The organism is Nonomuraea sp. NPDC026600 (genome assembly GCF_040638335.1).
GTDB lineage: Bacteria > Actinomycetota > Actinomycetes > Streptosporangiales > Streptosporangiaceae > Nonomuraea.
The window spans coordinates 136,443-157,737 of record NZ_JBEZYD010000018.1 but is presented as its reverse complement, the minus strand read 5'-3'; the positions used below and the strand labels follow the sequence as shown (position 1 = coordinate 157,737).

At 69.6% G+C, this 21,295-nt stretch carries 16 protein-coding genes; 12 read left to right on the top strand and 4 right to left on the bottom strand.

Annotated features, from left to right (window positions below):
- The first annotated feature begins 6 nt into the window (after positions 1-6).
- From AB0F17_RS35085 to AB0F17_RS35055, 7 genes are all read left to right on the top strand, one after another.
- Positions 7-972 (top strand): hypothetical protein, encoded by a 966-nt coding sequence (locus AB0F17_RS35085; protein WP_358031687.1) that lies wholly within the window; start codon positions 7-9, stop codon positions 970-972.
- Positions 969-1,445 carry a hypothetical protein gene (locus AB0F17_RS35080; protein ID WP_358031685.1) on the top strand — a complete coding sequence of 159 codons (477 nt, stop codon included), beginning with the start codon at positions 969-971 and terminating at the stop codon, positions 1,443-1,445. Before AB0F17_RS35085 ends, AB0F17_RS35080 begins: the two co-directional genes overlap by 4 nt.
- A 5-nt stretch (positions 1,446-1,450) precedes the next feature.
- Positions 1,451-2,002 (top strand): hypothetical protein, encoded by a 552-nt coding sequence (locus tag AB0F17_RS35075; RefSeq protein ID WP_358031683.1) that lies wholly within the window; start codon positions 1,451-1,453, stop codon positions 2,000-2,002.
- Between the two features lie 112 nt (positions 2,003-2,114).
- Positions 2,115-2,612, top strand: coding sequence for a hypothetical protein (locus AB0F17_RS35070; RefSeq protein WP_358031682.1), 498 nt, complete (start codon positions 2,115-2,117; stop codon positions 2,610-2,612).
- Between the two features lie 98 nt (positions 2,613-2,710).
- A complete protein-coding gene (locus AB0F17_RS35065) occupies positions 2,711-3,823 on the top strand; it encodes a hypothetical protein (protein ID WP_358031680.1) in 1,113 nt (370 codons plus the stop codon).
- A gap of 297 nt (positions 3,824-4,120) precedes the next feature.
- The gene (locus AB0F17_RS35060) at positions 4,121-4,561 is read left to right on the top strand and encodes a hypothetical protein (RefSeq protein WP_358031679.1); all 441 of its coding nucleotides are present in this window, start codon (positions 4,121-4,123) and stop codon (positions 4,559-4,561) included.
- 271 nt (positions 4,562-4,832) lie between these two features.
- Positions 4,833-5,312 (top strand): hypothetical protein, encoded by a 480-nt coding sequence (locus AB0F17_RS35055; RefSeq protein ID WP_358031677.1) that lies wholly within the window; start codon positions 4,833-4,835, stop codon positions 5,310-5,312.
- A 105-nt stretch (positions 5,313-5,417) separates the two neighbouring features.
- On the opposite strand, the gene AB0F17_RS35050 is transcribed toward AB0F17_RS35055, so the two are convergent.
- A complete protein-coding gene (locus AB0F17_RS35050) occupies positions 5,418-5,633 on the bottom strand; it encodes a hypothetical protein (RefSeq protein WP_358031675.1) in 216 nt (71 codons plus the stop codon).
- A gap of 2 nt (positions 5,634-5,635) precedes the next feature.
- Between AB0F17_RS35050 and AB0F17_RS35045 the strand changes: the two genes are divergently transcribed.
- The 4 genes from AB0F17_RS35045 (at position 5,636) to AB0F17_RS35030 (ending at position 10,720) form a co-directional block, all read left to right on the top strand.
- Positions 5,636-7,360 (top strand): hypothetical protein, encoded by a 1,725-nt coding sequence (locus AB0F17_RS35045; RefSeq protein ID WP_358031674.1) that lies wholly within the window; start codon positions 5,636-5,638, stop codon positions 7,358-7,360.
- 304 nt (positions 7,361-7,664) lie between these two features.
- Positions 7,665-8,063 carry a hypothetical protein gene (locus tag AB0F17_RS35040; RefSeq protein ID WP_358031672.1) on the top strand — a complete coding sequence of 133 codons (399 nt, stop codon included), beginning with the start codon at positions 7,665-7,667 and terminating at the stop codon, positions 8,061-8,063.
- 187 nt (positions 8,064-8,250) lie between these two features.
- The gene (locus AB0F17_RS35035; protein WP_358031670.1) at positions 8,251-8,466 is read left to right on the top strand and encodes a hypothetical protein; all 216 of its coding nucleotides are present in this window, start codon (positions 8,251-8,253) and stop codon (positions 8,464-8,466) included.
- A 13-nt stretch (positions 8,467-8,479) separates the two neighbouring features.
- Positions 8,480-10,720: a phage portal protein gene (locus AB0F17_RS35030; RefSeq protein WP_358031668.1), complete on the top strand. Its 2,241-nt coding sequence runs from the start codon at positions 8,480-8,482 to the stop codon at positions 10,718-10,720.
- Positions 10,721-10,726: 6 nt separating this feature from the next.
- Here AB0F17_RS35030 and AB0F17_RS35025 read toward each other — a convergent pair whose 3' ends face one another.
- The 3 genes from AB0F17_RS35025 to AB0F17_RS35015 are packed head-to-tail and all read right to left on the bottom strand — an operon-like array spanning position 10,727 to position 12,250.
- Entirely contained in the window at positions 10,727-11,353 is a 627-nt protein-coding gene (locus AB0F17_RS35025; protein WP_358031666.1) for a hypothetical protein, read from the bottom strand.
- Positions 11,350-11,916: a sigma-70 family RNA polymerase sigma factor gene (locus tag AB0F17_RS35020; protein ID WP_358031664.1), complete on the bottom strand. Its 567-nt coding sequence runs from the start codon at positions 11,914-11,916 to the stop codon at positions 11,350-11,352. The genes AB0F17_RS35025 and AB0F17_RS35020 overlap by 4 nt, the downstream gene beginning before the upstream one ends.
- Positions 11,909-12,250 (bottom strand): hypothetical protein, encoded by a 342-nt coding sequence (locus AB0F17_RS35015; RefSeq protein WP_358031662.1) that lies wholly within the window; start codon positions 12,248-12,250, stop codon positions 11,909-11,911. The genes AB0F17_RS35020 and AB0F17_RS35015 overlap by 8 nt, the downstream gene beginning before the upstream one ends.
- A gap of 161 nt (positions 12,251-12,411) precedes the next feature.
- Between AB0F17_RS35015 and AB0F17_RS35010 the strand changes: the two genes are divergently transcribed.
- On the top strand, positions 12,412-21,207 hold the full coding sequence (locus AB0F17_RS35010; RefSeq protein ID WP_358031660.1) for a hypothetical protein: 8,796 nt from the start codon (positions 12,412-12,414) through the stop codon (positions 21,205-21,207).
- The last annotated feature ends 88 nt before the right edge of the window (positions 21,208-21,295 follow it).

Genomic DNA, 21,295 nt, shown 5'->3' with positions numbered 1-21,295 from the left:
GACCACATGCCCGCCGCACCCGACCACCCCACCGCGCCGCGCGCCGACGCCGACCGGCTCGCCTCCGACGCGATCCGCCGAGCCTGCGAGCTGGCCTGCGTCATCCGCGACGACGGCCCCGACGCCGCCCTGCAGGCGATCCAGCAGATGCCCGCCGACACCATCCCCCTCGTCATGATCATGATGGCGGCGATGATCCCCGACGACCAGCCCGCCACCACGCTGCTCGCCTGGGCTGTGGACGGCTGGCCCGCCCACGCCGACCGCCTCGACCCCGCCCTGCTGCCGTACGCGACCATCCGCACCGGGCGCGGCGGACGCCGCAAAGACGAGCAGGCGTGCGGAAGCGTCGCCGCCTACCGCCGCCACAAACGTCGCGGCGAGCAGCCGTGCGACAGCTGCGAAGCAACCTGGAAGCTGAACAACCAGGCCTGCTACCGCCAGCGAGCAGATCAGCGGATCCCGCGCGAGCGCGCCAGGAAGCCACGCACGCGTACCGGCGAACCACGGCCGTGCGCGGCATGCGACGCCACAGTCGAAAAGATCGTCAAGGGCTACTGCACGCTGTGCTATTCGCGGTGGCTCTACTACGGCCGTCCTGCTGGCGGGCCGCCACCGAAAGACCAGCCTCGCCCTGCCCGCCCGCCGAAAGCGATCCCCGCCCGCTGCAAGAAGGACTTGCACGACCTCACGTTCGGCACCGTCATCATCCTCGCCACCGGCGCCTGGCGCTGCCGCGCCTGCCACAACGCCACCCGCGCTCGGTGGCTGTTCAACAGCCGACACCGCAGCCACCAGGTGATCGAAATGCCAGAAGGTCACCTGGCCTGCTTCACCTGCTCCACCCCTGACGCCCCAGCCCAGCAGCAGGGGCCACGAAGTGCACGCCCCGCCGCGGCAGCTTCACCGGGCGATCCGCCGACACCGCCCGCCGACACTCCCAATTTCCTCCTCGAAAGGCTCACCGCGTGAACTTCATCGCCCGCGCCTCCGCCACCGCGGCGCTGACCGGCTCCCTGCTCGCCGGCTGCTCCGCCGGCGAGCAGCCCGCCTGCGCAGCCGCCCAGACCGGCGCCACCCCGGCCCCCGCCGCCGGGCCCAGCCGCGGTGCCAGCACCAACACCCAGCCGAAACCGGCACGCACCCCGCCCCGGCTCACGCCGACCACCGCACCTGCCCGGCCGACGGCGACGCCGCCGGCCACGGCAACGAGCGCCCCCAGCCGCCCGGCCAGCCGGGCGGCCACAACGCCACCCGGCCACACCGTCAGCCCCACGCAGCCGCGTCCGCGCTACTCAGCGACCCCGTACCGCGGCCAGCCCACGCCAGCCTGGCACAGCCGTCACCGCCACGACCCCGGCCACGACTGGGACGACGACGACATCTGGCCGGACAGCACCGGCGACTGCGTCCCGCCCACCGTCACCGTCACCGTTCAGGAGTAACACCCGTGCTCAACCCCGCGCTGCCGCTGCGCGCCGCCCTTGCCGAACTGCTCAACCACCTGCACGGCGAACTCAGCGAGGCCTGCGGCCCCGGCTGCGTCCGCAATACCCCCCGCGTCGGCAGCGGCAAGATCAGATGCGCACCGTTCGAGGCCGCAGCCGCCGCCCTGGAGAACGCCCGCGCCGCCTCCACGACCGCGGTCGCCCTGCCGGTGCCGTCCGACACCGCCGCCTACGGCCACCCGATCAACACCGCCTTCGGACAACTCAGCATCGCCGCCGGCCGCGTCCAACTCGCCACCGCCTGCAGCGAATGCGCACACGAAGGAGTGCGCACCGCCGACCCGAACACGACGATGCTGATCGCCGCAGCCTTCGGTGACGCCGCCGAGAAGGCCACAGAGCCGGACCCCGCTGAAGTCAACCGCCTCATCGGCCAGCTCCGCCACCAGCCCGACTTCGCCGCAGACCACTCCTGGCCCGGCTACCAAGCGGCCAGCGCGATCATCACCTCCCTGCTGCGCGGACACACCATCGCCGCCAAGGCGGCCGAGTAGCGAGCACCGTCGCCCGGCTTGCGCACCCTCTCGACATGAGGGCCCGCCGCCACGGCGGCGGGCGCCCGCTCGCCGCCGACACCCAACCTCACAGCGAAGGAGACAATCAGCCGTGTTCGACGAAGAGGGCGCCCGCCCGCCCGACTGGGAGATTCGCATGCCCGCGGGCATGAAGGTGCTGAACGCCAACCACCGAATGCACTGGGGACCCGCAGCCACGATCACCCGGGCGCTCAGGCAGGCCGCGTGGGTGATGCTGCTGCAGCAGAAGATTCCCACGCTCGAGCGCGCCTATGTGCAAGCTGTGTACTGCCCGCCGGACCGGCGCGTGCGCGACGCGGCGAACCTGCAGCCGACGTACAAGGCCCTCATCGACGGGCTCATCGCCGCCTCCAAGGAGGCGCGGAAACAGCAGCTGGCCGGGCGGCTGCGATACGGGCTGCTGCGCGATGACGACGACAAGCATCTGACCGGGCCGGACCCGCGGCTGGGCGAAGTCGTCAAAGGCGGCCAGATCGTGCTGCGCATCTGGGACCTGTCCAGTGAAGCTGACACTTCTGCGCCCGACCCCACATCGTTCAGTGACGGTTTGACTTCCCCCGAAGGGTAATTATCCTGTACTATTTTGTGCGGACACCTGGTGTTCGCCGCCCGTCACCAATAGCGGGAGGAACCGTTAGCGTCCCACACTACTAAGGATTGATCCCCATGGCTGCAACGACATCGCGCACGGTGAGCACGCTCGCCAGGAAGGCCAAGCAGGCGCACAAGAAGGTGCTCAAGGTGCGCGAGGAGCACGGCAATGCCACGCACCCGCGGGACCTAGCTGCTCTGACGCTGGTGCTCGGCCACAAGCGCAAGGCCGAGCCGGTGATGCGCCATGCGAGCCTGACCCGGTCCATGTGGCACAACGAGATCAAGCCGCATGCACCTCTCAAGCTTCCCGATTGGAGCGCCGATGAGGCGCTCGCGGTCATCGACGTCCAGCGGGAGAAGATCAAAGACATCGACGTCGAGCTGGAAGAGGCGATGGACGAACGCGCGAAGTTCGTGGCCGCTCTTGCCGAGCTCTACAGCGAGGAGCTCGGCAGCCGTGGGGTCAACGCCGCGATCAGCCGCGTCACCGACTTCAACCTGCCGTTGATCAAGCGCGACCTGGAAAGGGCGGGAAAGCTCACAGCGAAGGCCCAGTCCGCTGCGGACACCGACGGACAAGCGGACGCCGGCGACACCAGCGACGACACCGCCGGCCTGGAACTCCTTCCGGCTCCGCAGGTCGCCGAACGGCTGGGTACGACGTTGAACAAGTTCCTCGCCCGGATCAAGGACGCCCGCGCTGGCGACGGCCCGATCGCCCAGCGGGGCCGCGGCCGGGTCATGCTCTTCGACGTTGAGAAGGCCCGAGCCTGGTGGGTCACCAACCGCTACGACTGGCTGAGCGCGGCCGAGCTCGCTGAGCGGTGGGACGTTGAGCCGCGAGTCGTGCGCGAGCGGCTGCGGGGCGCCTCCAACAAGGGCACCACGCCGGAGCACATCGAGGAGAACGGCCGGTACAGGTACAAGCCGGAAGCTGCGGACACCTGGTGGGAAGGGCTTCAGAAGCACGAGAAGGCCGTCGCTGAAGGCGTCGATGCCGAGGGCCGATGGAACACCGCGCGGCTCGCCCGCGAGCTGGGCGTCTCCTCCGACAAGGTCAAGGACGTGACGCGAGGCTGGCGGGAAAAGAGCGATCTGACCGAGCACGTGGTCGACGAGCGCGGACATCGCTGGTGGAACCCAGAGCCGTTCCTGGCCAAGTGGCGCGCCGGGCAGCGCACCTGACGGCGCTGCCCGGCGCATCGGCTGCTCGAACGCGAGGCGGAACCTGGTTTATCAGGTTCCGCCTCCGTCATCTCGGGGCGATGCGGCCTGGGGAACTGCGGCCCTCGGCTCGAACGCGACGGAGTGAGTCCGCACGTCAAACTGAGGTTCACGCTGGGTGCCCAGCCCTCAGCGGCCGGGTGCGCCCGATCTCCGGGCTTGTCACGGGAAGATCCCCCACTTGCCCAGATAATAATAATCCTGTACTCTTTTATGTGTAAGCAAGGGCGTGAACTATGCACCCAGGAGAGGGCAATCATGGCGAACCGCATTCAGTACGGCACCCGCAACGCCGACGGCACCATCACCGAGTACCACATCCGCCGCGTCCCCTCCTGGCATGACGCCCAGCAGTTCGCCCACGTGTCCCGCCAGCCCACCGTGGCCGTCTTCCGCGTGGTTCGCGAGGGCCCCTTCTCGGTCAACCATGTCGGCGAAGCCGTAACCGACTGGTGCGACCTGCCCGAGAACGCCGCCATCCAGTTCGGCATCGACAGCGGCGGCACCGTCCGCGAAAGCCGCCACGACAACCTGACCTGCCTACCTGACCTGCATGACCTCACGGGCGAGGGTGACCCGCATGGCCACGCCCACGGCGGCGGTGGCCGCATCGTCTACCGCGCCGTCACCCTGCACCCCCAGTACGACCGCATCGCCGCCGCCCTCACCAACTGGACTCCCCTCTACCCCGCCTCTTGACCCACGCCACGGGGCGGCGCGCACCCGCGCCGCCCCGTGGCGGGCGGAACACCTGCCGGCGACGGATCAACGACGAAGACCGGGCTGTTCGGGATATGTGCACTCTCCGTTCGCGACGGACGTTCGATGTTTCCCGAACCGCAGACGCGATCACGCCGCAGGCGAGAGGTACTCGCTGCTCTGAAATTAACTATCCTGCACTGAATAAATCGGATCATCCGTGCGGCGTATCGCACGGCCGACCGCCCACCATTCCGAAAGGACTCCCCCGTTGACCCTCGCCTCCCACGACATCGACGACCGCGAAACCCCCGACCGCTCCCACGTCAACGTCGACCTGCTGACCGCCACCCTGAACCACATCGAAACCCATATGGACCTGTGGTGGCAGGAAGACCACCGCGGACCAGGACCCGACGGCGACATCCTCGACTTCGCAGCACGCGCCGTCGACCTCGCCAACGGACGCTGGGCATACGGACCCATCCAGCGAGGACCCGCCACCCAGAACTACCTACACCCCGAACCCGGCGACGACATGACCCGCGCCGTCATCATCGACGGCCGCCCGCTCATCAGCGTCTGGGAACGCGCCCGCCGCATCCTCGGCCTCGACCAGGAGGACGCTGTCGAGCTCTTCCACCCCATGGCCGAACTCGAAGACTTGCGGGAGACGGTCACCGCCATCACCGCCGCACGTCCCGCTACCGCTGACAGCGACGCCGACACCGCACACAACGTCACGCCGTAGACACCTCGGGGCGGCCGAGCGAAACCCAAGACCTCGCACCCGGCCGCCCCGGCATCCGACGACCGCCCACGCCCCACCCGGAACCTCCCACCCTGCGCCACCTCGTCACGCAGGCACGCCAAGTCGCCGGCACACCACGCGAGCCGCCAGCCCCGGCCAAGGCGAACCCCGAATGGACGGTAACCAGCTCGGACGCTTCCATGCCGGGTCGTGATCGCCCACCTCGCCCACATCGTCTGCCCGGCCTGCCAGATGCCCATCTTCTTCAGCACCGACGACGTCGAACAGATTGAACGCGCCGTCGACCTGCACCTGCGGCACGGATGTCCTTGCTGAACACCCCGCCCGCCCGAGCGGGCCGCGGCGACCCGCGCTCCCTGCTGGCGCAGCGCATGTTCGACGACCTCATGAGCCTGGCGCCCCCCGACCGGCGCACCGTCCTGGAAGAACTCACCGAAGACGAGGCCCGCCAGGTGTACGCGGCCGCGTACACGGTCGCCGGATCGGCGTACGCTCTCTGGGCCGACGACCCGGTGGGCTTCTGCGACCAGGTGCTCGGCTCGTCCGTGTGGAGCGTCCCCCGCCGCTTCATGCACGCCCTCGTCGAACACAAACAAGTCGCCGTCCCCAGTTGCTTCGGCTCGAGCAAGACGTACTCGGCGGGCCAGCTGGTTCTCTGGCACAGCCTCATCCACCCGGTCGGCACCGGCATCACCGTGAGCCTCGCCCCGCTATGGCGCCAAGTCGTCCGCCAGCTGTGGCGAGAAGTGCGGGCCGCGCACTCACGCGCCGGCTTGCCCGGCGTCATCGACATGGCCCAGTACAAGCTGCCGGACGCGTCCGGCATGGACACCGTCGTCGCCTACGGTCTCGCTGCCGCACCATACAACGAGGCGGCCGTACAGGGGGTTCACGCTAATCACCTGCTGCTCGTCGTCGAAGAAGCTGGCGGCATCGCGCACACGATCGGGCAGAACCTCGCCGGACTCATGGTCGGCCAGGACAGCCGCATGATCGCGATCGGCAACCCCCCGACGGACGAGCAGGGCACGTGGTTCGAACGGCTGTGCAACGACCCCGACGTGCACACGGTGCCGATCAGCGCGTACGACACCCCGAACCTCACCGGCGAGCAGTTCGGCCTGTGCCAGACATGCCCCGGCGCCGACCACAGCCCGGCCGTCCACATGGTCGACGACGTGTGGATTCGCCGCACGATCCGCGTCCACGGGCCGAAAAGCAATTACGTCAGAGCCAAAATTCACGCGCAATTCCCCCTCGGCGTCGCCAACGCCGTCATACCCTCCGACTGGGTTGAGGTCGCCGTCGGCCAGGACGAGCCAACCACCGGCACCCGCCTGTGCGACCTCGGCCTCGCCGAAGAACGCGACGAATGGAAGGTGGCGGCGGGCGCCTGGGTGCGCCTCGGCGTCGATGTCGCCTCCGACGGAGGCGATGAACTCGTCGTCGCCCGCACCGTCGGCGACCTCGTCACCATCGAACACACCAGCAGCGGCCCCGAGAACGCCGACCAGGTGCAGGTGGCGCACGCCGTACTGCAGCAGATCCGCCGGGCCGAACAGCTCTGCAAGGCTCTCGGTACGTCCGACCCCGTCCGCGTCAAAGTGGACGGCATCGGCGTCGGCTGGGGCGTCGTCAGCGTGCTCCGATCGTGGAAACTCGAAGGCCTGCACAGCGCCGACGTCATCTCCGTCGTCGTGTCGGAGGCAACCGGCCGCGAACCCGACGAAGCCACGATGCGGCCCATTAACAAGCGCGCCGAAATGTGGCTGTCCGGCCGCGCGCTTGTCCGCCCAGACGAGCGCGGCGCCACCCAGGTACGGCTGCGTATCGACGACATGGCGGCTGCGCAACTATCGGCGCCGAAACTGACCACGTCCGCCGCCGGCGGCTACTCGGTCATCGAGCCGAAGGCCGCCATGAAGAAACGCGGCGTACATAGCCCCGATCGCGCGGAAGCCGCCCTCCTGTCTGTCTACGAACCGCTCGTCGTGGAAGAGGACGACCCGTGGCGCATTCTTGTCTGATGCCGGGCCACCACGCGCACACAGCAGTAAAGGTTTACAAGCAGGTCGAAAACGTTACAGTGCAAAGTTTCACGCAGCGTGTAACGCCCGTTCCGGCCGCCCTCTTTATCTGACGCAGAGTGATCGTTACCGTGGGACCTTCGCGAAAGATCCTTACCAAATGTCCAAACACATGCAGTGCCGCCGTACACCCGCACGGGCACGCAGCCTTCATCTCTCGGCTGCGCGCATCCCACCCCGGGCGAACCCCCACACCCCCTCCACGGCGGCCCGCCATGTGCAGCACCACAAGGAGAGATACGACATGACGGAACGCCCCGGCCGACACACCTGGGGAATCGCGCTGACCATAGAAAACATTCCACCCACCACCATGCGGAAGCTCGCCAACAATCCGTTTCTCACTCTGCCGGACGACCTGCGTAACCTCGACGGATTCAACGACGGCGGCATCGTCCTGGAAGTCCTCGACGCGCTGTGCGTTCGATGCCGCAAAAGTTACGAGGACGTCGCCTATGCGCCCTGCCTCGCTGACGAAAAGAACGGCGAGCATCTGCGAGGTGGCACGCGCAACAGGGCCGCCCGGCTCGTGGCCGCGCCCGGCCAGCGTGCCGACGAAGTAGCCGCCCGCCATGAACGCAAGCTGGCACGCCGCGAAAACGCCGCCCTCATCCAGGCATCCCGCCTGTCCGGCCTGTCGTAGCCGCATTCCGGAAGCGCCCGCCGCACGCCCCGACTCCGCCCGTGGGAAGACTCCCACAGGCGGAGTCAGGGCGTGTCGGGCGTTCTGCAAGACGCACAGCGACGTAAGCGACCAAAGAAGGCACACTCCGGCCCCGAGCCAGCCCCAAACCCAGGGCAGGCACCGGCACGGGGGGCCTACGAACCACATGGCGTACATGACCGGCGGCGACCACGACGACCACGAACCGCTGCCTGACGGCCGCGACCGCGCCCGCCGCGACGTCATCGGCCTCGCACTCCTCATCGTCGGCGCTCTCCTGACCACCATCGGCGCCGCCGCGCTGTGGCATCCCGCCGCCGCCCTCGTCGTCGCCGGCATGTGGCTGGTCGCAGCTGGCTGGCTCACCGCAACCAGCCGCTAACCGGGGGTGTTACGTGAGTCGTCGATTTCTACCGGCGCTGCTGCCGCCTCGCCAAGCCACGCCCGCGCGCGGCCTTCAAACCAAGAACCTCGGCGGACGCACCCTCACCGCCGAGCAGTGGCTGACCAACGCCTCCCAGTCGGCACGGCGAGCATGGCCAGTCGACCGGGCCGTGGCCGAAGGCTTCGAACGCGGCATCTGGGTGTACAAGTCAGTCGACACCATCGCCGACCATCAGTCCACGCTCGACTTCCAGCTCCGTCAAGGCGACGAGATCGTCGACGACCACCCGCTGGTGAACCTCCTCAACGACGGCAAGGCCAACCCATTGGAGACCGGGCGCACCTTCCGCTACCGGCTGTCCACGCAGATTCTCCTCAGCCCACCGGGCGCGTTCGTCGAAGTGACGCTCAGTAACGCCGGGACGCCGATCCGCCTGGACTTGCTGCCGCCGTCACGCACCAGGCCGGTGCCCGGCCTCGGCGGAAACTTGCTGTCCCACTTTGAGACGATCACGGCCGACGGCACCCGCGTCTACATCGACCCCGAACGAGTGCGCTGGTTCAGAAAGCCCCACCCGACCGATCCATACCGGGGCATGACGCCGCTGGAAGCGGCCGGATTGTCCGTCGATTTGGATTTCCTCGCCCGCCTGTATCAGGTCAGTTTCTTGCGTAACGACGGCCGACCCGGCGGCATCGTCGCCATCGAGGGCCGCAGCAACGAAGCCGACGCCCGCCTGCTGGAGTCCCGCTTCGGACGCGGCCCCACCGAAGCCGGCAAAGTCACTGTCATCAGCGGCAAACTCTCCTATGTAGACCTGGCCAGCCGACCCCGCGACATGGCGTACGGCGACATGGCCAACAAAGCGAAAGAGGAGACACTCGCGGCGTTCGGCGTCGGCGAGTCCGTCCTCGGCAACAGCAGCGGCCGCACATTTGATAACGCTGAGCAGGAATTATTCAATTTCTGGACCGTGACGATGCCGCCTCACCTGAGGCTGATCTCCGCCGGGTTCGATGACGACACCGACGATGACGTCGTTGGCGAGTTCGATATCTCCAACGTGGAGGTGCTGCGCCGCACCGCCGCCGCCCGCCGCGCCGAAGCCCGCGAGGAACTCGAAAAGGGCGCCATCAGCTTGGATGAGTACCGGCAAATCGCGGACTATGAACCGTTCGATCTGCCGCACACCCGCGCCCTGTATGTGTCCCAGGGCCGTACCCCTATCCCCACCCGGGAAGAGGACGCGGTCGCGCTCGGCCTGGCCGCTCCCGAACCCGAGGGCGACCAGCTGGTCGAACCTGGCGACACCTCAGCCGAACCCGAAGATGAGGCCGACGCCGACGTGGGCGACGTCGGGCAAACCCTCGATCTCGGCGACGACGCCACCGCCGCGGCGTTCAACCTTCTGCAGGACGCCCTCCCTGACAATCCCGTCGAAGCCAAGACGCTGCCCGCGTTCGGCACCGACGACCAGCAGCCCCTCCTCGCTGGCGTACGAGGCGACGTGCAAGACCAGCTAGAAGCCGACCTGCGCCAGCTGCTCGACGCGCTCGCACGCCGCCTCATCGAACGCACCGTCGCCCGCGCCGCCAGCCCGAAGACACGCAAGGGCACCCGCCACTGGCAGGCCGAATACGACGTCGACACACGCGTCGGAGACGCGCTGCTGGAGGCGGGCCGTGTGGCCGCCTCGGACCAGTGGATGAAGCACATCCGGGAAGTCGCCACCGACACGCTCGAGCAAGGAGCCCGCGCCGCAGCAGCCGAAATCGACGACACCACCCAAGACACGGCTGCGGACGCCGCCGCTGAGGAAGTGCTCGGCTGGCTGGCCCTGGCCACCTCCGGCCAAGCCGCCCGCCTGGCCGGCATCGTCGCAGCGACCGACATCACCGGCGCCACCATGGACGCCATCGTCGCCGCCGTCCGCGCCCAACTGCCGCGCGTGGAAGCGTGGGCGGCCAGCACCGCCGCCCGAGCGGCCACCGCAGTCGTCGCCTCCGCCCAAGCTGGAGCGGCGCGCCGTCTGGCCGGGCCCGGCGGCCGCGTCACCGCCATCTGGAAGGCAGGCAACGACACGCCGGCGCGCCCCTGGCACTCTTTTGCCGCAGACGGGCAGACAAGCGACCTGAGCGCCCCGTTCGAGATCGGCGGCGCCGCGCTGCGCTGGCCAGGCGACACCCGCGCCCCCGACGAGGAAACGCAGGGCTGCCGGTGCCGCCTGACCTGGCTGATTAGTCCAGGCTGAACAGCTTCACCGGGTACGACGCCACCAGAAACGCCACCTCACCTGGGCTGACGGTGCATGCTCGAAAGCCCAGCCAATCGAATCCATCAGCTTGGCCAATCCATGCGTGACCTTCCTCCACGTCGGGGGCATGCCGAGGAGTGCCCGCCGGCAGCCGCGAAGCGCCTCTCTGATCAGGAGGAAACCTAAACCGAGCACGCCAACCATCGTGAGGATCAAGTACCCGATGGCCATCAGGTGTTCCCTTGGCCCCATCTCCGTCCCCGGAGGAGGCGCCCACGTTGGCACCACCGTGGTGGAGGGCTCCACTAAGGGCATCTCCGATGACATCATTGGGTACAACCGGGGATAGAAGGAGCCATAGAAGATAAACCCGACGCCCACCGCCACGACGCCGAGAATCGGCACGGCGAAGGCCCCCACCCGCATGTTGAGTGTGGCCCGTTCCTGCTGGCGGATGCCCTCCAACGGCACCCGGGTACGTGACATCCGGAGTCGGTGGCTGATCTTGTCCGGGCTCGTGGCTGGCATCGGGCGGCTTTCGTACTCCCACGCCTCCGCCCGGATGAGGCCGCGCAGCATGTCATCCGCGTAGGAGTCGTCCTGCTGTTGGCGTTCGCTGATCCACCTCATTCTGTGGCCCCCCTCTCCAGCATCAGCGAGGGTCGCACGCTGATGCCGAGCTGCTCGCGAAGCCGGCCCCTTATCCGCTGAAGCCGAGTCCGCACCGTGCTGGCGTTGAGCCCAAGCTCCACAGCGATGTCGGCGGCCGTCATCTCCTCGCTGTAGTGCATGATGGCGATCATGCGGTCGCCGCCGCCTAAGGAGCTTAGAAACCTATGTGCCTGGGCCGCGATCATCCGATCGTGAACATGTTCGATCTCATCTCGCGGCGACTTGAACAGCTTGCGGAAGGCACGCCACTTGGCGTCTTCGCGTCTGAGCAGGCTGTACGCCTTACGCCGGATGATCGTCGTCATCCATGCCGCCGGGACTCGATCCTCGGGCGCAAGCTGACCGGTCGCGCTGTGATGCTTCACACACTGGTCCACGGCATGGTCAACAGCCTCTTCAGCGATCACACTGTTGCCGCGACTGTAGAAGAGAGCGCGTCGCGTCAAGGGGTCGAACCACTCCTGGAAGAACGCTTCCAGGTCGTCCTCTGCCGGTACGTCCTCTTGTCGTGGGTCATGCACCTGACCCCTCCCTGCGGGGTACGGCGGGAACTTCAGCGGCCCCGCCCTGGCTGCGAATGTCGTTGACCTGCACCTGCGTTTGCGATTCAACGCCCTGGTCAAGATGCACACTGGTGCCGGGCTGAGCGTGTACCAAGTAGCGCACAACGGCGTCGCCTCTGGCGCGCTCTCGCAGATACTCGTAAGCCGCGCTGATGGAGGCGTGGAGGAGTCCCGCAATAACAACCAGCAGCCCGGCCCAGAGGTCGAGTGTTGCCAGGGTGCCAGCGCCGAGAATCCACCCGGGCGCCTTCGACGGCGTCTTCATATCTGACTCACGCACCAGCGTGGCCACCTGTCTCACACCAGTTTCATGATTCTTTCCCGCCGCCAGTGGCGACCTGGACAGCCCTGTGGACCTGCCCGGATGCCTCACCTTGGGCCGATGCGACGTTAACGCGCCGCTTCGGCACGCTGCACCGCGACATTGCCAGGGGCAGCACGCGGGGGGCCAGGTTGACGACCGACACCGACATGGACGCGGACGCCAGGTCGATTAGCTGGGAAGAGAAGGCGCTCGGCCGGGACAAGTTCGACGGCGACAAGCACCCGCGTGACCGCAAGGGACGCTTCATCGAAACGGGCGCCACCGTGCGCGTGTGGGGCGGCGGCGTCGGCAAGGTCGTCAAGAACGTCGGCGGCGGCCGCATCGAGGTGAAGTTCCCCGACGGCAACATTCAGCGCGTCCATCGCAACTACCTGACCGTCGAGAAACGTCCGGACGGGTCCGCCCCCACCGGCAAGGTCACAGACAAGCCCGCCGAAATCCCGGTGAAGAAGCCCACCGGCGGCATCCCCGAGTACGCCCCAGAGGGCCGCGACGGACGTGCCCGCGTCCGCGACATCCGCGGCCGCCGAGCTGTCCTCATGTACGGCCGCGACCCGCGCAGCGATGACGCCGTCGTCCGCGTCGGCGTCATCTCGCAGGTGGGTCGCATCATCAACGGGCAGATGCGGGTCGAGTTGGACTCTCCCGGCGGCCGCTCCTCCCTCGTCGTTGACGACGACGCGGTCGCCCGGCTCATTCCGGACAAGCCGCTGCAGGACCTTATCGCCGCGGTGCGCCGACGAGACCCGAACGTGCAGCAGATGGGCCGCGCCCTGATCGGTGCCGCGATCCGGGACGACGACAGCGAAGCGGGAGCACCTGAGGCGGGCGCCCCGGCTGGGCGTAGGGACGCACGCCCCACTGGGGAAACTGCGGACGGGTCCGCCCAGAACAACGCCAGGCGACGCCAGGCCGCGCCGTCCACGGCTGGTGGGGCCAAGGACGAGGCCGTCAAGGACGAGACCGACGACGGCAAGACCGCGAAGGGCGAGAGCGGCAAGGACGGCGGCCGGGAAGCGGACGCGCCGCAGTCCGAACCTGACGACAAGCCCGCACAGGACGAAGCACCGGCCACCGCACCAGCCGACGCGCCCGCCAGCGACGAACCGGTCAGCGACACCCCTGCCAACGAGGCGGCACCCGCTACCACCACCGCACCCGAGTCTGCCGGACCGGACGCTCCTTCCACCCCCGTCACCGTCACCGCTGGCGACCTCAAGGCTGGCGACCGCGTTGCCTTCGACGTTCCCGTGACCGCAGCCAGCCGCGAACGCTTCACCAGCCCGAATGGCATCAGCCCCGCCACCGGCACCATCGTCACCGTTCACGGCCCCCTGCGTCGCGACCCCATCGACAATCTCGGCGGATTCACGCTGGAACTCGGTGAGAACGCCCGGTGGGAGTCACCGAACGCGATGGGCGCTCTATCCCCCGGCGGACGCGACTTCATCCTCGACGACGGCCAGGCCGTCCACCGCACCAGCCGCGGCGCCGCCCCGGGCAGACGCCCCGCGCAGCCGACGGCGGACGCCCGTCAAGACGGCCTGTTCCTCGAATCCGACCGCGCTGGCACGCAGGAGATTTTCGACCCGTACGCGCCCGACTTCGAAACCGTCGGCGCCAACTCCGGCAACGCCGCCGAACCTGTGCAAGCCGTGGCTCCCGACAAGATGGCACAGAGCGCCGCCAGAGACGTGCCCGCCGACGGCAGCCCCGTCGAGCCCGAGCCGGAGCGGGTCAGGCCGCCCGAGACTCGCGCGCAGAACATGACACCTGAGCAGTGGCAGGCGGAACTCCGCAACCGCTACGGCTCCCCCGAAGCCGCCGACGCCGTCCGCGACCTGTTGGCGATCATCAACGCCAAACCCCCCGAAGATGACGACGAGTTCGAAGACCACTTCCTAGGCGTCGCCGACGCGTACGGCGCCGCCGAGAACGCCATTATGGCGATCCGCGACCGCTTCGCTGACGAGCCCGGGTGGGCCAACAGCTACGGCCAAGTCATCTACCGGCCCAACCGCGACTGGCTGCACGACCTCATCCCGCAGGTGCGCAAGCGTGTCCGCGACCGGGCGTACGACGCACCAGCCCAGGACGTGCGGGAACGGCGGGCGCAGCTGCGCGCCATGACCGTGGACGAGCTCCACACGGAACTGGCCGCCCTGGACGCCGACTTGGCCCGGCCCGGCGTCAACCCGTTCCGCGCGGCACGCGAAGTTCAGCGGGCGCCGATCGCCGAGGAACTGAGCCAGCGCGCCCGGCAGGCGTCCATGCGCGCCCGCAGCCTGGCCGACGCCGGCGACTACGACGGCGCATTGACCGCACTCGACAACGGCGAACGCACCTGGCCACAGGCGCGCAACTGGGAGCGCATCCGCGCAGGCGTGCGCGCCCGCCGCGACGAGAACGTCTCGCAGACGCCAGCCGCCGCGGGCGAGCCGGAGACGACGGCCGCGCCGGGCGACGGCAGCGGGCCGGGACGCGTCGTCGACACCAGCTACGGCACCTATCGGTGGGAAGGAGACGACGGGCAGATGTCCGCCGTCGCCTTCCCCACCCCCAGCGACGCCGAAGCCGCCCTGGACCGCTACCGCCGCCACCAGGCCAACCCGCCCTCGACGGAACGGGCCGACACCGCCGACATCGTCATCGGCGACCACCTGTACCAGCCGGAAAACGACCTGTACGACGTCGTCGTCACCGGCATCGACGACACCCCCGGCGACGACCGGTACGCCCGCGTGCAGCACACCGACGGCCACACGTCCCGGCTGCGACTTCCCGCTGGCGACCAGCACACGCGCGCCATCAGCGCGGGCGGTCTGCGCCTCATTCCGGGCTCCGGCCGCGGCAACGGACAGCCGCGCGGCGCCGTCGCCGCCGTCCCCGACAACGGCCAGCCGTCCACTCCGGACGGGCTGCCCGCGCTCACCCCTGACCAGCGCTCCCAGCATCTCGCCAACTCCCGCCGCCAGTACGTGCCCGACCTACTCGCCGAAGCCGAACGGCACTTCAACGCCGGCCGCGACAGCGCAGGCCTTGACGCGCTCGGCCGGGCCACTGACATCGCCCCCGACCTGGCTGGCACCCCCGAATGGCAGCAGCGAGCCGACACCATGCGGCAGCGAATCCAGCAGGCGCATGACGCCCGCATGGCCGCCATCAGCGACGACGACCTCGTCGCGCAGATGGCCACCGCCCAGCGCGGCCACGAGGCCGCGCTCCGCCGCGCCGCCGAAACAGGGCAGGACGACGGCGACGTCGCCGCTACCAAGTACGAGCTCGACACCCTTCAGGCCGAAGCGGACCGGCGCGCCGCACTCCACGCCGCCGAGCCCCGCCCGGGCGGGCCCGTGAACGCCGGCGACCTCCAGCCCGGCGACCGCATCCGGGTCGTACACCGCGCCGACGGCGTCCGCCGCGTCCGCTCCACTGCGGGCAGCTACCTCACCCGCGACGACGGCGAAGCATGGATCGGCACCGTCCCAGACGGCTACGAGCCCGGCCAGCCCGTTCGCCTCACCGACGTGATCACCGAGCAGTCCGGGATCGTGCTGCCGCGCCACCTCGCCGACGTGCCGCCTATCCTCCTCGACGACCGCGTGGAACGCCTCAGCCCAGACGAGGCGGCCGCATCGATCCGCGCAGCCGACGAGCTGCGGACAGCCCAGGCCGCGCGCGCCGCCGACGCGGCCGCGAACCGGCCGCCGCAGCACCCGTCCGTGATGAGCACGCGCGACCTAGCGGTCGAGTACGGGGAAGCGAACGACGCCGTCGGCCGCCGCCTCGGCGACTACGCCGAGGCTCTCGACGGCGCCGCCGGCGGCCGCGACGAGCAGAAGGTAGGCGCCGCCGAGCAGGCGTGGGTTGCCGCAGATGACTCCCTTGCCCAGCACATCGCCGCCCTCACCCCCGAGCAGGACCCGAAGGGGTTCGTGCGGTTCCGCGCCGGCCAGGCCCGCCAGGAACTGCAGGCCCGGCTGCGGACCGTAGGCGGCTCCGCCCTGCGCGCACGTAACCCCGAACCCGACGGCCCGCAACCCGAAGCCTCACGCGTGACCCTGCCGGACGGCGTCACCGTCGCCCCAGCCGTCGGCAAGAACAACGTGGTCGACATCGCCCGGCCCGGCGACCCCAAGCACGGCGACAAGCCCCTCGGGCAGGTCGGTCAGAACGTCCCGAGCCGGTCGTTCCGCCGCAGCGCCCGCCCCACCTGGTTCTGGCGCGCCCCCGGGCAGGGCACCGCGGGGAACGGCCGCTACGCCACGCAGGAGGAAGCGGTGGCGGCGCTGATCGCCTATACCGACCTGGCCGACCGGCCTTTCGCCTCCGAGGCCGTGCACCCGTCCGACCTGGCCATCGGCGACGCCATCGTCGTCCGGGAAGGCCGCAACAAGGCCACCGGCTACTCCGGGCGTATCCCCGCCGGCGAACGCGGCGTCATCGAGCAGCTCGATCACAACGGCGACAACTCGTGGTCCATCCACGTCCGGATGCCCGATGATCGCCGCCTCGTGCACACCACGCCCGTGTCCACCGAGGACCAACAGATCGACCGCATCATCGGCGACCGGCCGCCGATCCCCGTGCAGAACGTGTCCCCGGCTGTGGTCGCGGCTGGCGCGTGGGTGATCCCGAACGGGTCCAACACGCCCGCTCAGGTGATCGGCGGCGACTACGGCATCGACGGCGGCGTGCTCCTGCGCGTCCGCACCGCCGACGGCCGCGACGAAATCATCGACACCCGCGCCGACAGCAGCCTGCGGCGCGCCTTCCCCGCTGACGACACCGGCGACGTGTGGGAGGACCTGTCGCAGTCGCGGCTCCAGCCCGCGCCCGGTAACCGGCTGGCCGCGCACACGGTGCCGGCGTGGCAGCTCGGTCCCGGCGACGTTATCGACCTCGCTGGCAGCGACGGCGGCGGTGACGGGCCGGGTTTGCCGGCGTACGTGGCGCGCGTCATGCGCGGCCGCGACACGATCGCGGTCGAAGCCGTGGACTGGCGCGGCGAATCTCACTGGACCACGTACGGCCCGGATGAGCAGACGCGCCACCTCGTTGAGATCCCGGCAGATGCCACGCTCGAGCAGGTCCCGCCCAAGGCGATACAGCCCGGTGACCGGCTCATCATCCCTCTGCCCGGCACGCTCGACGGCTCCCGCTTGGAGCGCGTCACCCGCGTCGCCGACGGCTGGGTTCACACCGTCGATGACTCCGGCACCGCGTCCATGGTCCCGCTCGGCGACGACCCCATCTGGCGGCTCCCCGGCAAGACCCCTGCCCCCGCCAAACCGAAGGCGAAGACGAGGAAGCGCAGCCCGAAGGACGCTGCCGAGGCGGTGGAGGGGCCGCCGACGGCGCGGGTACGGCTACGGTCCGACATTCGCAAGCGCGTCCTCAGCCTCGGCATCGACACCAGCACCGACGCGACCCCGCAGATCCGCGAAGCCGCCGCGATGCTGCGCGCCAGCGAGCCGATGACCGGCGACCACATGCGCGCCTTCGGCAACCACCTGCGCGCCCTGTCCGACGACCAGTCCCTGCCAGCGGCGCGGCGACGGGCGCTGCAGCGGGCCGCCTCCTGGGTCGACGGCTCCTACGCACGTCTGAACGGATACCCGGAACCGCCGCACGACCCGCACCGCGCCACCCCTGAGCGCTCACGCGCCGACAACCTCACCGAAGGAGACACGATCGCCATCCCGGAGCTGGACGGCACCGTCACGTACGGTCGCGTCGTCGCCACCCGGCCGATCGCTCGCTTCCCCCTCATGACCGTCACCATCGAACGCGACAACGGCGACCGCGAACAGCGCATCCTCGCCTCAGGCGTCGACGTGTGGCTGATGCCGGACCTCCCCCCGGATGAGGACGTCGCCCCCGACGCGCCGGACCCGATCGAACACATCAGCCCCGATCGGCTCGAAGCCGGCGACACCATCCGCTACCAGGGCCGCGACCTCGGCGTCGTCGACCTGTGGCGGACATCGCCGCCGCTTGCCGCGACCGACACTTGGCAGGCCGCCCTCGACAACGGCACCGATGACCGCGAACAGGTGACGCTCACCGACAGCGGCGCCCCGTCCGTCGTCCGTGTTCGCCGCGGCGTCCAGTCAGCCGGGCAGCCATGGGACTCCGTCCTCGACAACAGCAGCGGCGACGGCGACATCCCCGCCAGCGACGTCCAGGTGGGCGACCGGGTCACGTTCGGCCCCGAACACAACGGCATCACCGGCACCATCGAAATGCTCAACCCAGTCCTCGACACCGACGGCAGCCAAGTAGGAGCGTCCGCGTGGGTGCGCACCCTCGACGACGACGTCGAACTGGTGCCCATCCTCGAAGGCGACGGCAGCCACGTCACCCGGCACGCACGCGGCGGCACTGACGCCCAGGCACGCATCCACCGGGAGCAGGCACGTCGGCGCGAACGCGAGCGGGAACGCCGCGTCACCGAAGCGCTCGCGAACGCTGAAACGGCCCTGTACGCCGACGCCGCGAAGACGATCGAGGCCGAGTACCAGAACCGGCGCGTGCACCCGCCGGAGACCGGCGACCGCATCTGGGCGGCCGCCCCGGACCTTGTTGAGACGGCGTGGAAGCGCCACAGCGACGACAGCGTTGCCCACCAGGTTGCCGTCTTGCTCACGGACGACGCCGACGATGAGCAGAACAGCGTGCTGGCCAAGCGAGTCGCGCCCCTCGTTGCCCAGATTCGTGAACGCGCCGCCTCGAACCTGGTCCAGTCGATCGTGAACGTGGATCCGCTACCAGGTGAGAACTACGACCAGGTGCTCGCCCGCATGCTCGACCAGTTCGCCACGCAGCCGCCCCTTGTCGGCCGCAACGTCGGCCGCATCCTCGCGGCCCGCGACCTCACCGAACTTGACGCCGTCGCCGCGCCCGAAATGCCCGACCTGCCCGACGACGTGGCCGGCCTGCCCGCACGGCTGGCCGCCTACCGGAAGGCGCTCCCAGATGACCTGGCCGACATCGGCCGTAAGGAAGTCCGCCGCCGCGTCTACATGCCGCTCAGCCTTGACGACCTCGAAGAGGCACGCTGGCCCGACCTCGACACCATCACCGCCCACATCCCCGACATCGCCGACCGCGACGGCGGCCCCGGCGAGCACGCCATGCGCCACCTGGCCGTCATCAAGGCCGCCGGCGCCGACGTCGCCGCCGACGTCGAAGCCCGCGCCCACACGGTGGACGGCTACAGCGACGCCGTCGCCGCCGCCAACACAGCCGAAACCCGCATCCAGGCCGCCCACACCGACATCGAACGCATCAAGGCCGAACACGGCCGCACCCGCAAGACCCGCCTCGACACAGCCGCGCAGAAGCTCGGCTACGACGGCATCGACGACCTCGTCTCCCAGGCGAACGCCGACCCGGCCAGCCAGGCAGCCAGGGACCGGTGGAAGGTCATCACCCCGGCCGAGTTCGGCGGCGGCGACCTGCCCGAAGTGGCCGAGCTGAAGGAGCAGATCCGCGCCGACAGCACCGCCAAGCAGGCCGCCACCACGACTGCGCGCGGCATCCGCCGCCAGGCCACCCTGGACGCGCTCGCCGCGCTCCGCGACGTCGGCGACGCCCGCCTCGACCTGCGCGACGAACGAGGCCGCCGCCGCCCCGACAACCACCGCGTCGCTGGGATGATGCGCGACGCCGAACAGCACTTCCCCGACGACTGGGTGAACACCCTCAACGCCAACGGGCCGCTCACCCTCCACTCCACAAACGAACGCCCGCACATAGACCCCGAAACCGGCGCCGTCACGCTCAATCCTGGCTGGGGCGGCGGCCGGTACGGCCGCGACCAGGCCGTCCACGAGCTCGGCCACATCTTCCAGCGGACCATCCCCGGCCTCGCCGAAGCCGAACACGCCTACACGTGGGAACGCACCGCCACCGGCACCATCGGCGAACGCCGCCGCCCCGACATGCGGCCCGTCGATGGCAACCCTGACGAGGTCGGCTACCCCGACGCGTTCCCGCACCCGTACACCGGCCGCATGTACGCGCACGGCGGCGGCGAAGTCTTCACCACCGCCGTCCAGGACCTGTTCGGCGACGGCGACTACCTCGACGACGACATGCGAGCTTGGACGCTCGGCGTTCTCTCCCTTCTCGGCACCACCCCGGACGGGCCTCAGCGTGACCCGCTCGACGGCGTCGACCTCGCGTCGCTGTCCCGCCAGGACCTGCAGGACCTCCTCGGCGGCATCCCGTGGGGGTCGCCCGCGTACAGCCGCATCATGGCCGAACTCCGCGGCCGGCCCAGCGACGGCGACGACCCGCTGGACGGCGTCAACCTGGACGAGCTGTCCGGCGAAGCCCTCGTCGGCCTCCTTGGCCGGGTCGACGACAACTACAGCGTCGCCCGCATCAGCGAAGCGCTCGACGAATGGGAGATCGAGGAGCAGGCCGAACGGGAACGCGCGCAGCGCATCGAGGCACGCATCGCCAGCGGCGCCACGGTGGACGAAGCCCTCCAGGAAGAATGGGGCGTCTCCGACGACGTGATGCGCGCCGACAACGCCCGCGCCCTGGCCGGCGCCAGCACCGGCCAGCGCACCGATGAGGTGATCCGCGCCGAGTACGACGCCTACATTCAGGGGCTGCGCGAGCGGGCCGACGCCTACCTACGCGGCGGCCGCGAGCTCAACCCGCAAGCGCAGGAGCGCGGCTACAACTCCGACCGACTGTGGACGTCCGGCAGCTGGGATGAGATTCGCGCGAACGCCAGCGACGAATTCTGGAACTGGATCCAGAACAGCGGCTGGATGAACTACACCGAGTACCGCGCTCAGTTCCTCGCCAGAGACCGCGACCTGCGCGCCGCCCGCCGCTCCCGCGAAGCGCGCGGCGCCGCCCGCCCGGACTCTCGCCGTTCCGGGACCGGCCGTCCCACCCGATAAGTTGAACCCCGACCCGGCCCGCGACCTCCCCGGCGCGCGGTCGGGCGGGCCGCCCCCCGGTCTTTTCACGTCCACCAGCCCGAACAGC

Excerpts from the sequence above, each read along its gene's own strand:
- AB0F17_RS35085 (WP_358031687.1), top strand. The coding sequence starts at position 7 with ATGCCCGCCGCACCCGACCACCCCACCGCGCCGCGCGCCGACGCCGAC.
- AB0F17_RS35065 (WP_358031680.1), top strand. The coding sequence starts at position 2,711 with ATGGCTGCAACGACATCGCGCACGGTGAGCACGCTCGCCAGGAAGGCC.
- AB0F17_RS35060 (WP_358031679.1), top strand. The coding sequence starts at position 4,121 with ATGGCGAACCGCATTCAGTACGGCACCCGCAACGCCGACGGCACCATC.
- AB0F17_RS35045 (WP_358031674.1), top strand. The coding sequence starts at position 5,636 with ATGTCCTTGCTGAACACCCCGCCCGCCCGAGCGGGCCGCGGCGACCCG.
- AB0F17_RS35040 (WP_358031672.1), top strand. The coding sequence starts at position 7,665 with ATGACGGAACGCCCCGGCCGACACACCTGGGGAATCGCGCTGACCATA.
- AB0F17_RS35035 (WP_358031670.1), top strand. The coding sequence starts at position 8,251 with ATGGCGTACATGACCGGCGGCGACCACGACGACCACGAACCGCTGCCT.
- AB0F17_RS35025 (WP_358031666.1), bottom strand. The coding sequence starts at position 11,353 with ATGAGGTGGATCAGCGAACGCCAACAGCAGGACGACTCCTACGCGGAT.